Origin of the sequence: Chlorobium sp. KB01, from assembly GCF_001975465.1 — a bacterium.
GTDB lineage: Bacteria > Bacteroidota > Chlorobiia > Chlorobiales > Chlorobiaceae > Chlorobium.
Genome location: NZ_MPJE01000064.1, coordinates 1 through 13,836, shown reverse-complemented (window position 1 = coordinate 13,836; position 13,836 = coordinate 1). Strand labels below are relative to the sequence as shown.

Genomic DNA, 13,836 nt, shown 5'->3' with positions numbered 1-13,836 from the left:
AAAAAAGCCTGCATCCATGCGCACAATAATCGGTACATCCTCACGGTACTCACACCGGATCTTTTCGACCATATGCAGCAGCATCTGATCGACCGTTTCACCATGGTTCGAATGCTTCTTGCCGCCACGGAATACCGCGTCCACCACATATCTACCCCAGGTCAACTGCAATGGCTGGAAGCCTTTCACCTTTTTGTACGTCGGTTGCACTCCGTGGCGCTTTTCAGCGTCGTCGTTGTCCAAAACCGTCGTGTCCAGACCCAGCATGATGACCTCCGGCTTGCTGTGCTTCAGGCGCCAGATGAAGAGAGCCTGCAGCAACGTTCTGAACAGGAAGATCCTGCAGAAAGAAAAGGCGCCGATGAAGCGCTTGACGACATGCGACGAAGCCAGTCGGCTGGCGCCAATCAGGTCGGCATGGGCTTGATCGGCAGCAAGCTGGTCGAAGCGGGTCAGATGACGGCTGGTGCCGTCCATGAAGAAGCTTACGATCTGCAGAAACAACTCCGTGACGGGAAGGCCCTTGCCGTTTTTGCGTATCTTGCCGAACAAGCGCTCGATAATCGGAAACAGGGCAATGTTGCGGAGATAGATGGCAAAGACACTCAATCCAGCTCTACCAGTCAACTGGTCATGAGTCGGCAGAATTGCGCTAATTTCCTGTTTCTTATTCCGCTGAATCCTGTTATCTTTTGCCATGAAGCTCTCCACCTGTTGGGTTGTGTTTTCTGTAATGGTAATTGCTACGTTACCCATTACAAGATAACACTTTAACTCTTCAGAAGAGAGCTTTTTTTATTCCAAATCGATCAAGTTAGGTGATGGTATTCTGGTTGAGGGAAACGATACTTCTCTTTTGAAACAGTGACAGGGATTCAGCAGCAAAAAAAAGAGCAATGCGCCGCATTTCATTTACTCTCAATATACGCACCATATAAACATAATCACAAGAAAAAGAGACGTTTTGAAACTCTTAAACACATAAATAAAGGGCAGATATCAATAAAATATGAGAATTGGCGGTTTTTTCCTGTTCCGGAAGTTTCAGAGTCTCGCGCCTCCGGAAATCTCGATGATCTGGCCGGTAATAAATGCAGCATCATCGGAGGCAAGAAAAAGCGCACAGCGGGCAACATCATCCGGCGTTGCAATCCGGCCGAGCGGGTAACGCAGTGCGCACTCCCTCTTGAGCATCTCCCAGCGTTCCGGCCCGAGAGCCGCAACAAATGCAGGTACCTCGACAAGGGCTGGCGCAAGTGCATTGACGGTGATGCCGTACTGTCCGAGCGACATGGCAAGCGAACGGGTAAAGGCATAGATCCCTCCCTTGGCCGCAGAGTAGGAGAACTGGTTCGGACTGCCACGGTAGACCAGGGAGCTCATGTTCACAATTTTGCCGGAACCCTGACTCTTCATCATGCGGGCGGCTTCACGGCAGGAGATGATGCAGGACTTCAGGTTCAAATCAAGATTGGCGCTCATCTTCAGGTAATCAATCCCGGTAACATCAGCCGCAGGCTCAGTGTCCCCTCCCGCAATATTGAGCACCACGTCGATTTTTCCATAGCGTTCTGCAATAACACGGTAGAGTTCCGAAATCTCTGCCTCATGCATCATATCAGCCCTTACTGAAATACCGCTTCCCCTGCCATGTTCAACAAGTGCAAGCGTTTCATCGCACCCCTCCAGGTTGATATCGGAGGCAATCACCAGGGCGCCTTCAGCGGCAAAGCAGAGTGCTGCCGCCCTTCCGATTCCACCCGCAGCGCCGGTTATGAGCGCAATTTTTCCCTTCAGACGCATGGTTACTCCCTTAAGCTGAATTACAACGGAGCTGTTATGGATTTCCGATCGGAAGATGACGCAGCAAAAATCCTGAACCCCATATAGCTGGTCATCGACTGTATCGCGCAGTTGATTTTGCCGATAAAGAGATCAAGCTCGGTAACCTCATGGCTCTCGTCTGAGGCGACCTGTACCATAAATTCAAGAAACTGCTGATAGCGAAGCTCACCTATCCTTGAAGAACAGGAGAGGTTTGAGATGCGAAAAGCGCACAACGGCTCATCAATAACCAGAAGATCACCATGCTTGAGCAGTTGTATCCAGAAATCAAGATCAAGGGTATAGGGAACAAGTGTACTGTATCCCCTTGTTTTTTCAATCAGCCCGGCAGGATAAAGGCCGCAGACAGGCTCACCGATGATATTGGTACCCATCCGGACAATTTTGCGGATCACCTCTACCGGATCCTTGCGCCCTCCGTCAATAAAATTCACCTTTTTGATCAGGGTCTTGCTTTCGGGATCAATAATGGTCCTCTGACAGCTTACAAGGCTGACTCCGCTGTTCTGCGGCTCATCAAACGCCGCAACCTGTTTTTCAAGGCAGTTCGGAAACAGAATATCGTCACCGCAGAGCAGTTTGACATACTTGCCCCGTACCTTGCTGACAGCCCTGTTCCAGTTACCCTCCGGACCAAGATTTTCCTGATTCCGGTAAAGTCTGATGCGTCTGTCCATGAATGACTCGGCGATCTCCCAGGAGTCATCGGTGGATTGATCGTCATAGATCAGCAGCTCAAAATCGGCAAAGGTTTGTGAAAGCACCGAATTGATGGTTTCACGGATAAAACGTCCATTATTGTACATCGGTATGGCTACCGTAACATATGGCCGGGGTATAAATACCATAGAGCAATATCCTCCAGTTGAACATCCGTTACATGCCGCCGGTATCTGTGCTCCGGAAAGTGAGGCAAACCGGCTGCATGTTATGCCTGCCGGTCGAGTTCCCGGTCGAGATTAATCCTGAGATAGTAGACTGACATTCCGAAAACAAAACCGGCTGCGCCGAGCAGGATGTTGTTTTCGAGAAAAAACGCGAGCAGTACCGCAATTGCCGAGAGCATCATCACCGTAAGCTGTTTAAATGCCCGCTGCATGGTGAGTTGCGAAAGGAGTGAGGAGAGAGCAAGCTCGCTTCGAAGCGTTTCAAGCGAGTTCCGGCGTACAATGGCCGGCAGGACAATGTAGAGTATACCGGTAAATGAAAAGGTGATCCATCCGAGCAGAGCGGCATGGGTATGCGAGTGATAAATCCACATTCGGTCGAGAGGAATCGGGGGTTTGGTGCCGAAATGAATCCCCTTCATGAAAAAGATATTCATGATTCCGAAAGCGCTTGTTGCAAAGAGAAGCGAAAGGCCGCTCAACAGAAAAGCGAGTGCCGGATGGGGAAAGTTCTTTTTGAAAAAGTTATGGAGATAGAGGGCAAAACTTCCGAGAAGCGCCATGACGCCGAGCAGCAGAAGATGGCTGATGAGCATCATTGCCAGATAGGATTCCGCAAGAATAACAATCAGAAAAAAGAGAACGCCACCAACGAAAACATAAAACCAGATACTGAACAACCGCTTGATCAGCTCCTTTTTTGACGAACGGCTCCAGGCATAGGTATAGAGAAACCCCATGACACTGATACTGAGCGGAAAGGAGGAACCGAGAAAATATGATGACTGGGTCACAAAAAAAGGAATAATTCCCGAATCGGGAAAGGCCTCTTTAAGGCCGAGCGTAAAGAGCCCGAGATTGGCTACAAGCAGAAAAAGCACATCAAAGATGTAGTATCGAACCGAGACCTCCTTCCAGATTTTTGCCACAGAAAGCGTGGTAAAAATCTCCCGGAGAGGACCCGAAACAACAATGAGGAGTAAAAGGCCGGTAAAGGCCTTCAAAAGGGGCCAATCCATGAAGAGCGCAAGCGTAATCAGCCCGAGCGAGGAGAGAACAGCAAAGAGATAGCGCAGCTGCTTTTGAGGGTCAACAGCAAGTTCCGGATAGATGGCTGAGGTCAGATACCTGTTGAGCAGCAGTATTGCCGAGTTGCCGAAACCGATAAAGAACAGATAGGGATGCAGCTTCAAAAGAAAGTGATTGCCTGTCCAGGCCCCTGCTGCTCCAATAAAAGCAGCAACCGTAACAACGATAACAGATACCGAAAGAAAGAGCCGGGCGATAGTGCTCAACTGACCATCAAAATCATTCGGCTTCATTCAGACTCCTGAGTTTAATTTTTTCAATTCCATCACGGCAATAATCGACAGGGCAATCAAGGCTGTATTTAGCGTCAGGGGATTGAACGGCAGGGTAAACATACCGGGTTCAAACAGGGCGACAAAAAGAAGCAGTCCGCTTAAAGTTAGCACATTGAGCCAAAAGACCCAACCTCGCCGGGCAACAAGCAGGAGCACTCCGAATGCAATTTCAGCAACACCCATCCAGGTAACAGCAAGGCATGCCCATGCATAGACAGGAATAATGTGGCCGAGAAGTTTGGTTTCTCCGCTGCTGCAAAAGAGTATTTTAGGCACAGCTCCCTGATAGATCCATGAAAAGGAGAGCGCTGCCCGGCAGATCAGAAGAGCAGGAGTCTGGTTTGAAAGGAATCTCTTCACTTGACTGATGGTTTATGCCGTAAGGCGGAGATCTTCTGAAGCAGCCGGTCAAACCAGACGTAGACAACCGGAATAACAAGCAGTGTAAGAAACATCGAACTGGCCAGTCCGCCGACAAGGGCAACGGCAAGACCTGACTTCCACTCGGAACCCGAACTGCCCGAAAGTGCAATCGGCAGCAGCCCGAAAATAAGCGTCAGGGTGGTCATGAGAATCGGCCGCAGTCGCTCTTTTGCCGATTCAATGATCGCTTCATGCATCTCCATCCCCTCAAGTCGGAACTTGTTGATGAAATCAACCAGCAGAATGGCATTTTTTCCCACAAGACCGACCAGCATGATGATGCCGAGTATGGTGAATATACTGAGCGATTTACCGGTGATGGCAAGGGCAAAAAGAGCGCCGATAATGGCAAGTGGAATGGAGAACATCACGACCATCGGCCAGGCGTAGGAGTCATAAAGAGCAACCATGATGAGATAGACAAAGATGATGGCAACCATAAATGAGAGCAGCATGGTGGTGAAGGACTCACCCTGCCGTTTCAGGTCCGATTCATAGGCGTGGCTTACCGTAGAGGGCATGATTCCGCGTTTTTTCATATTGCCGAGAACCCGCTCAATATCCTGCCCTACACTGCCTACCGGTCGGCCGATAACCTGGGCCTTTACCCAGACGGCATTGTTACGGTCTTTGCGCTGAAGTATGGTATAACCCCGATCCTGCTCGAAGGAGACAAACTGGCCGAGACGAACCATCTCTCCCTGCGGAGTGCGAAAGGTGATCTCGGAAAGCGTTCCGGTATCCTGCCGGTAATACTTGTCAAGAATAACCCTGATATCGTACTCACTCTCCCCCTCGCGGTATTTTCCCGCCTCGTCTCCGGCATAGGCTGTGCGGAGTGCAGCTCCGACATCGGCAATGGAGAGACCGAAAGAGGCCATTTTTTCCCGATCAACGACGACACGCATTTCAGGACTGCCGGGTGATGAGGTTAACTTGACATCAGCAGTTCCGGGAATGGTTTTCACGCTGTCTCTGAGGGCTTCAGCCACACGCGTCACCTGCGCTCTCAAGGGGCCGCTGATAATGACAATAACCGGTGTCTCATTTGCGGTTCCGAAAATACCGATAGGATTGATGCTTGTCTTGAGTCCGGGTATATCTTTCAGGCCGACACGGATTTTCTGCATAATCTCATTGGTTGAACTCGACCGCTCCTCCTTGGAGGAGAGCCTGACATTGAGTTCCGAAATATTGTCGGCGCTCTGGTTGAAAAAGCCTTCAGTCGATGCTCCGACCGTCACCAGAAGCTTCTGCACCTCCGGCATCTGAGAGAGACGGCGCTCAACCATACGGGTCAGGCGATTGGTATCCTCAAGCCTTGTGCCCGGTTCAAGCTCAAGTTTCACTGAAAACTCTCCACGATCGGAGACCGACATGAACTCCCCGCCGATAAGGCCGAAAGCAAGCAGACTGAAGGAAGCAAAAAGCAGCGCAACCGAGGAGAGAATCACCTTCAATGGATGTTTCAGACTCCACTGCAGCGTCTTCAGATAGGTTTCGCGCATGCGTTGAAAATTCCGTTCAAAACCGATGGCAAAACGTTCGAGCAGATTTTTACCGGTATATTTTTCAACTTTTGAGAATCTGGAGGCCAGAAGCGGAGTCAGGGTAAAGGAGACAAGCAGACTGACCAGTGTGGAGATCACCATGACAATCGAGAACTCACGCAGGATATTACCGACAATCCCGCTGACCAGAGAGAGCGGAAGAAACACCACCACATCAACCAGGGTTATGGAGAGTGCTGTAAAACCGATCTCGTTTCGTCCGGCAAGAGCGGCCTCACGAGGCTCTTCACCCCGTTCAAGATGGCGGTAGATATTTTCAAGCACCACAATCGAGTCATCAACCAGCACCCCGACCACCAGAGAGAGAGAGAGCAGGGTCATAAGGTTCAGGGAGAAGTCGAACAGGTACATGCCGATAAAGGTGGTGACAAGCGATGTCGGAATCGAGACAAGAACAATAAGAGAATTTCTGAGACTGTGCAGAAAGAGCAGCATAACGAGTGCGACAAGCAGTACGGCAAGAAAGAGATCATGCTGCACCGCAGTAACCGCCTCAAGCGTGAACGTTGACGCATCCTGGGCAATATCAAACGAGAGGTTTTTGGACTTGTATAGCGTTTCAAGGCGGGAGAGTGCAACTCTTGTAAGACGGCTCACGTCAACCGTGTTGGCATCACTCTGCTTCATGATAACGATACCGACCGCACTGCGGCCGTTCACCCTTGTCAGTGAGGTGATCTCCTTGAACCCGTCCTCAACTTCCGCCACATCACGCAAATAAACCGTTCCTGCTGTGGGCGAAGAGCGCAGGGCAAGCGCCTGAAGCTCTTCAATAGTGGTAAACTTGCCGGCAAGCCTGACCACAAACTGCTTGTCACGATCATCAATTTTTCCGGTCGGAAAATCAAGATTGGCCTTTCCGACCTCCTTGAGAACATCGGGTACCGTCAGGCTGTAACTCTGAAGCTTTTCAAGATCGATATTTACCCTGATCTCCCGCTCACTTCCCCCCAGAAGGTAGACCTGGCCGACGCCGTCAACACTTGAAAGCAGAGGCTTGACATTATCCTTGAGCAGTTGATAAAACTCCGTATCCGGCAGGGATGAGGTTGCCCCGATACGCAGTACCGGCACCTCGTCAAGCGCAAAGCGGGTAATGACCGGAGCCTTTGCCTCTCCGGGAAAGCGGTCGCGAACCTCATTGATCTTGCGCTGTGCATCCTGCAGCGACTTCTCGATATCCGCAGAGTTGGAAAACTCAATGGCAACAATCGAGAGACCGTCAGACGAAGTCGATGTAATAGAGGAGATTTTTTCAATTGCCGAAACCGCCTCTTCAACCGGCTTCGTCAGCGATGTCTCAACCTCGCCGGGGGAGGCCCCTGGATAGCGGATTGAAACCGTAACAACCGGCGGAGTCATTTTCGGCAGCAGCTCATACTGAAGCTGACGGTAGCTGAAAAGGCCGAGAATACCGAGCACACTGAAGAGCACGACAATGAGTGTCGGCCGTTTTATGGAAAGTTCAGTCAGTGTCATTTGCGGGGAGTGGTCTTCTTCCCGGTGATAACCGCCACGTCGAATCCGTCGCGCAGCTCATCCTGACCGCTGATCACCACACTGTCACCCTCCTCAAGTCCGCTGACAACCTCTACGCTCTTCTGCAGCTCAAGACCGGCAACAATCTTCCTCAAAAAAGCTTTGCCGTTGCGTACAACAAAAACCTCAGGATTACGGATGCCGGTAAGAAGAGCAGCACGGGGAACCAGAAGTGCTTCGCGCATGCCGTCGCCACGATAGAGTACCCTGGCAAACATTCCTGAACGGAAACCGGATTTTTCACTGTTCTTCAGCACCACCTCTACCCTGTAGGTGTGATCACGTCCCGCTTTGTCACTTACCGAACCAACTCTGCCGCTGAAACGCTCAGCCGGATAGAGATCGGAGGTTACCGTCAAAGCGACTCCCGGAGTGAACTTGATGATATCGCGTTCAGAGACAAAAACAATGATCTTGACACTCGACAGATCAACCATATGGGCAACCTTCATCCCCTCATGCACCAGCTCACCCTGTTCAACAAAACGCGAACTTACAACGCCTGAAAAAGGTGCCTTGATCCTTGAGTTGCTGAATTTCCGGCTGGCCGCCACAAACTCGGCTTCAGCACCTTCACACTGAAGCTGCACCGCTTCCAGGGCGGAAAGAGCAACCGCACCTTCACGGTAGAGGGTAGTGTATCGCTCAACATTTTTTTTCGCCTGGCGATAGTTCAGCTCTGCCTGCTTGTGGCGGGCAGAGGCAAGCTCATCATCAATCTGAAAAAGCCCTTCACCGATCTTTTTTTGTGCTCCGGGTTCAGCAGAAACCCTTCTTACCAGTCCCCCCGTTTCCGAAAAAATATCAGCTTCCCTGATTGCTTCAACCGTACCGGTCATGCTCAGGCTGTCTCTGAGAGCCGCTTTGGAAATTCGGGTTACCGAAACAGGAATACGGTCAAAAAAAAGCTTTGACTCCACTTTTTTGGGCTCACGGCGCTGAATAAATACAAAAAGAGCAAGGAGCAGCAGAAGAAACAGAAAAACAGAAAGCGGCTTGTTTTTCATCAGCCTTCCGGCTGTTGATCGAACATTCTTCATTGTTCAGAATTCATCAGATGGTCATGGGCAGGATCGGCATACGTTTCGTGACGAAAGCTTTACAAGCCCCGTAAATTCAGGAAATACTATCATCTCTTTTGATTTTCAAGATAAAAAAAGCGAACTACGGTTCGCTTTTTTTATCACAATCAATCGATAAATCCGCCAGAGGGAATCCGGAGGAAAAAAGCTTTAACCGGCATCAGCTCAACAGAAATGGGTTGCTATGGAACAGGAGATATCTGCTGCCGCCTTGACATGCTCAATAACGGAAAGGATACCGGTAAGATTGGTGATATTCTGATCATTCACCGATGTCTTTATCTTTGCCACCGCACCGTCGTAAAGTGACTGGATCTCATTCATCATCACCAGCGTTTCACTGGCATGCTTTGCATTTCCGCTTACGAAAGCCTCCACGGACTTCTTTATCATTTCTGCGGTAATGTCGCCCATCGGTTTCAGACCGTACTCATCCTTATGCAGCTCCTGCACATTTGCAAACTCTACATATTCGGCTTTATCCGCAATATTGAGTGCTATCTGCGAAATTTTCTCAAGTTCCCTGAGTATCATTCGAGCATCTTTGACCGACTTGATATCCCCTTCACCGAGATTCTGGAATGTCGCGTAGGCAAGAGTAAGATATTCCACTTCAAACTTCCCTTTACGGATATACTCTTCATCAAACTTGAATGCTGATGATGCCAGTTCAACGTTTTTCTTGGTTGATGCCCGGATGGAGAGCATCAGATTATTTTCGACATTCGAAGAGAGTTTTGTGAGCTTCTGCTTGAGCGATTCAAGCTGCACATAAACGGTACCCTCGGGTTTCGTGGCAAGATTGAACTTGACCGGGTCAATCTTGATGGTAAAAGCGGTCGGGGTTGCTGATGTTTTCGGCGATTCACCGAAAATTTTTCCTAACAGTTTAGCCATAGGGTTCAAGCACCATGCGTTATATTTTTTAAGAAAATCCGAAGTGGCCCTAATTTAGCAGAGATACAGGATTAATTGCAAGAAAAAAACAACATCACACACTTTTTACTCTGTCAGCTGATCATAAAACCCCTCCTGATGGCGGACAATTTCGCCTGTCACCAGATAGATCACCTCACGGGCAATCATGGTGGCATGATCAGCCATACGCTCGATGTAGCGGGAGATGCTCAATGCGGCCATAAGCTCATCGACAGGCGAATCAGGACTTTTCATCAACAGGGTAACCCTTTTGAAGACCGTGCGGTGCATCACATCAATCTCTTCATCCAGGGCACACACCTGATCAGCAAGCCGTCTCTCCTTTGAGATGAAAGCCTGAATGGATTTTTTCACCATCTCGCCCGCATGTACTCCCATCTTTTCAAAATCAAACGATTCAAGCATTTTGGGACTGATTTGCGGCATACGGTCGATAATGTGAACGGCCAGGTCACCGATACGCTCAAGATCATCATTGATTTTTATAATGGTGACTATGGTACGCAAATCTCTGGCCACCGGCTGCTGCAGGGCAAGAAATGCCAGACAGCGCTCTTCAAGCCGTACCTCGGCTGCATCAATCTCGTCATCGACCAGCCTGATACGGCGGGCACTCTGTTCGTCCTGGTGCTTGACTGCATGCAGAGCATTGAAAAAGTTCTCAAGCACCTTGTCGGAAAGTTGTACGAGAACAAGCGAGAGCTCTTTTATAAGTTCATGAACCGGGCGGTCTGACATAGGAGTGAATAGGTTTCGTTAGCTGAATCTTCCGGTGATATAATCTTCGGTCATCGAATCCCTGGGATTGGTGAAGAGCTGTGCGGTTGAAGCGTGCTCGACCAGCGACCCCTCATAGAAAAACATGGTGTAATCCGAGACCCGTGAAGCCTGCTGCATGTTGTGGGTCACAATCATGATGGTATAGCTGCCCCGCAGCTCCTGGATCAGATCCTCTATTTTAGCCGTAGCTTTCGGGTCAAGCGCCGAGGTGGGCTCATCAAGCAGCAGCACTTCAGGCTCAACGGCAAGCGTACGGGCAACACAGAGTCGCTGTTGCTGGCCTCCGCTGAGACCGAGGGCATTCTTGTCGAGCCGGTCGCACACCTCGCTCCAGAGCGCCGCCTTTTTCAGACTCCGTTCGACAATATCTCCGAGAGTTTTTTTGTCATTTATACCATGCAGACGCGGGCCGTAGGCGATGTTGTCAAAAATGGATTTCGGGAAGGGATTGGGTTTCTGGAATACCATGCCCACCTTCTTGCGCAACAGCACCTCATCGGTATACTTCCCATAGACATCGTTATTGTCAAAGAGCAGGGCTCCGGTGGTATGACAATTTGGAATCAGGTCGTTCATCCGGTTTATGGAGCGTAAAAAGGTGCTCTTGCCGCAACCGCTCGGGCCGATTATGGCCGTCACATATTTTGAGAGAATATCGGCACTCACTCTCTTTACCGCCTCAAACTCACCGTAGTAGATCGAAAACTCTTTGGCTACAATGTGCGGGGTACCTCCACCGGTTATCTTCTTCCGGGCCGGGGGCAGATAGATCTCCCTGGTGGATTTCTTTACCGGTACATCCGGAGCTGTTACCGTAACATCATCTGTCATGGGCATTATTACTTTAGCCTTTTAATTTTTTGGAGATACGTGCTCTCAATACAATCGCCGAGAGATTCAGGAGCAGAACAATACTCACCAGCGCAAGCACCATACCGTACTGGACATGGCGGATCTGGGCGGCGGCTTCATGCTCACTGGCAAGGTTGTAGATGTTCCATGAAAGCGCCGGGGTCGGAGAGGAGAAGACATCGGCCAGACCAATCGCGGAACCGACACTGACGGCGGCGGTAAAGATAATCGGGGCGGTCTCTCCTGCTGCACGGCCGAGACTGATCACCCCGCCGGTCAGAATTCCGGGGAGCGCTGCCGGAAGAATCACGGTGGCAATGGTGTTCCATTTGGTTGACCCGAGACTGAGCGATGCTTCACGATAGGTTTTCGGTACGGCAAGTATCGCCTCTTCAGCCGCTCGGATAATGGTCGGCAGAATCATGATCGCAAGCGTGAGCGAACCGGCAATAACGCTTTTCGATTCGGACACCTTCAGGGTGTTGATAAAAAAAGCAAGACCGAACATGCCGAACACAATACTCGGCACTCCGGCAAGCGTGCTGTTTGCGCTGCGCAGCATGCTGTTGAAAAAACCGGATTTGGCGTATTCGGTAAAGTAAACCGCCGCAACAACACCAAGCGGAAAGGCAAAGAGCATGGCTCCGACGGCAAGGAAAAAGGTACCCTGAATTTCCGGCCAGATACCTCCGAAAATATGGGAGTCAACCGAGCTGTCGGTAATGAATCCCCAGTAAACCGTAAACTCCGGAAGCAGCATGTTTGACATGTTCTCCCTGACGTAGGGAAAGAGTTTGACAAGGGAGGTTCCTGCAAAGCTCTCACTGCGGTTTGCAAAGTACTCTTTCGACATGGCATTGGGATCGGAGTTATCCCATTTCGTTTCATAGAGCAGGTCGTGCAGCTTCTCCCCGGCTTTCTCCCACCGTGTCTGACCGTACTTGAAGCGGGTCAGCATCGGTTCAGGGTCACCCGGAAGAGGGCCGAGCAGTGCCTGCACGGCCGTTTTGACCTGCCCGTATTTCGGGCGGTACTCATCCTGGCGCTCAGGCGTCATTGCTGCCATTTCACTCTCGAACCCGGCAAGAATCTCGTAAACCTTTGCCCGGTATCGATCTGAAGAGGCGATCTCTCTCTCCAGCTCCCGGCTGTCACCCCGGTTGAACTCACTCAGCAGCATTTTGCGGTGCTCAACCGTACCGGTAAAAAACACGGCTCCGAGCCCGTTGGTTACAATCGGCACCAGCACGACCATCAGGGCGAGCGCCATAATGACAATTGAGCCGATACCGACAGCGGTGAACGAACGATCCAGAAGTTTCCTGGTTCCGAGATTCATAACAACAGGGTTAAATGAGCAATATGCGGCAGCTACACTCTCCGGAACCTACTGGCCGGAGAGGATTTTGCGCTGGCGCACCACAATTCTTTCACTGACGAGATTACAGATAAAGCTGATAACAAGCAGAAGCAGTCCCATGGCAAACAGGACGTGATAGCGGGCTGAACCGGTTACCTGGTCGGCCTCGCCCATATCACCGGCAATGGTCGCGGTCAGGGTTCTGATTGCTTCAAGGTAGTTGAACCAGGGCTCGGGAATGTGGGCCGAGTTGCCGGATGCCATCCAGACCACCATGGTTTCACCAAGTGAACGCATGATACCGAGAATGACGGCCGCAAGAATACCGCTGCTGGCCGCCGGAAGAATTGTTTTCACAATTGTCTCGGCCCGTGTGGCTCCGAGCGCATAACTGCCCTCACGAATATCACGCCCGACCGCCTGAAGGGCGTCTTCGGAAACACTGACAATGGTCGGCAGTGCCATAAAACTCAGAATAATGGAGACGTTCAAGGCATTGGTACCGGTCAGAATCTCGATGGCATGCAGAAGGGTGCCTACGCGATAGAGCAGCCCGGCCGAAAGCAGGCCGAAGAGGAGTACCGATAACAGGTTGAACAGTTTACGCCGCGCAGGGTCTTCAATACGGGTAGTCAGCAGGTCGGACAGGACAATAACAAAGAGCACCGCGAAGGGAGCGGCAAGAACCCACCAGGCCCACATCAACAGAGCGCCTCCTTTGTCCTGAAGCAGCGGAGCAAGAACAACGAGAGCAAAAAAACCGAACGCTACCGAGGGAATGGCGGCAAGCATCTCGATGACCGGCTTGGCATACTGGCGAATGGAAAACGGAAGAATATCACTCAAACATATTGCGGCAGCTATACCCATCGGAACGGCAATCATTGCCGAGCCGAGCGTCACCATCAGACTGCCATAGATAATTGATAGGGCACCGAATTTCCCCGGATCATCAGCCGGATACCACTCCGTAGTGGTAAAGAATTCGCTGAAGCCCCTCAGCTCAAAAAACGGGATGGCATCGCGGGCAACAAAATAAAAAATAAACAGGACGACAACGGCCACAAACGAGGCCAGTACCAGCAGAAGAAGCTCTCCTGCCCTGTTTACTGCCTTCTGTATGGTTCGCTTGCGGCTGCTTACCACAAAGGTGTTTGTGCGGTTCCGCTCACCGACCCTCTCTTCAGCCATAAC

Annotated in this window: 12 protein-coding genes; all 12 read right to left on the bottom strand. The window is 50.7% G+C overall.

Annotation, left to right across the window (positions count from 1 at the left end):
• A partial coding sequence (locus tag BOO20_RS06440; RefSeq protein WP_198935428.1) for a transposase occupies positions 1 to 699 on the bottom strand: 699 nt, incomplete at its 3' end.
• Positions 700 to 1,044: 345 nt separating this feature from the next.
• Complete coding sequence (locus tag BOO20_RS06435) at positions 1,045 to 1,803, bottom strand: SDR family NAD(P)-dependent oxidoreductase (RefSeq protein ID WP_076791481.1); 759 nt, start codon at positions 1,801 to 1,803, stop codon at positions 1,045 to 1,047.
• A 20-nt stretch (positions 1,804 to 1,823) separates the two neighbouring features.
• On the bottom strand, positions 1,824 to 2,693 hold the full coding sequence (locus BOO20_RS06430) for a glycosyltransferase family A protein (protein WP_076791480.1): 870 nt from the start codon (positions 2,691 to 2,693) through the stop codon (positions 1,824 to 1,826).
• An 80-nt stretch (positions 2,694 to 2,773) separates the two neighbouring features.
• On the bottom strand, positions 2,774 to 4,054 hold the full coding sequence (locus tag BOO20_RS06425) for a hypothetical protein (RefSeq protein WP_076791478.1): 1,281 nt from the start codon (positions 4,052 to 4,054) through the stop codon (positions 2,774 to 2,776).
• Complete coding sequence (locus BOO20_RS06420; protein ID WP_076791477.1) at positions 4,055 to 4,456, bottom strand: DoxX-like family protein; 402 nt, start codon at positions 4,454 to 4,456, stop codon at positions 4,055 to 4,057. It abuts the gene before it with no gap.
• Positions 4,453 to 7,569 (bottom strand): efflux RND transporter permease subunit, encoded by a 3,117-nt coding sequence (locus BOO20_RS06415; RefSeq protein ID WP_076791475.1) that lies wholly within the window; start codon positions 7,567 to 7,569, stop codon positions 4,453 to 4,455. The genes BOO20_RS06420 and BOO20_RS06415 overlap by 4 nt, the downstream gene beginning before the upstream one ends.
• Positions 7,566 to 8,669 (bottom strand): efflux RND transporter periplasmic adaptor subunit, encoded by a 1,104-nt coding sequence (locus BOO20_RS06410; RefSeq protein WP_076791474.1) that lies wholly within the window; start codon positions 8,667 to 8,669, stop codon positions 7,566 to 7,568. Before BOO20_RS06410 ends, BOO20_RS06415 begins: the two co-directional genes overlap by 4 nt.
• A gap of 207 nt (positions 8,670 to 8,876) precedes the next feature.
• Positions 8,877 to 9,608, bottom strand: a complete 732-nt coding sequence (locus BOO20_RS06405; protein WP_076791472.1) for a PhoU domain-containing protein — start codon at positions 9,606 to 9,608, stop codon at positions 8,877 to 8,879.
• Positions 9,609 to 9,713: 105 nt separating this feature from the next.
• Complete coding sequence (phoU, locus tag BOO20_RS06400) at positions 9,714 to 10,388, bottom strand: phosphate signaling complex protein PhoU (RefSeq protein WP_076791470.1); 675 nt, start codon at positions 10,386 to 10,388, stop codon at positions 9,714 to 9,716.
• 18 nt (positions 10,389 to 10,406) lie between these two features.
• The gene (gene pstB / locus BOO20_RS06395) at positions 10,407 to 11,267 is read right to left on the bottom strand and encodes a phosphate ABC transporter ATP-binding protein PstB (protein ID WP_076791406.1); all 861 of its coding nucleotides are present in this window, start codon (positions 11,265 to 11,267) and stop codon (positions 10,407 to 10,409) included.
• A 7-nt stretch (positions 11,268 to 11,274) separates the two neighbouring features.
• Positions 11,275 to 12,621, bottom strand: coding sequence for a phosphate ABC transporter permease PstA (gene pstA, locus BOO20_RS06390; RefSeq protein ID WP_076791405.1), 1,347 nt, complete (start codon positions 12,619 to 12,621; stop codon positions 11,275 to 11,277).
• Positions 12,622 to 12,669: 48 nt separating this feature from the next.
• On the bottom strand, positions 12,670 to 13,833 hold the full coding sequence (locus BOO20_RS06385) for a PstC family ABC transporter permease (RefSeq protein WP_076791460.1): 1,164 nt from the start codon (positions 13,831 to 13,833) through the stop codon (positions 12,670 to 12,672).
• Positions 13,834 to 13,836 lie beyond the last annotated feature (3 nt).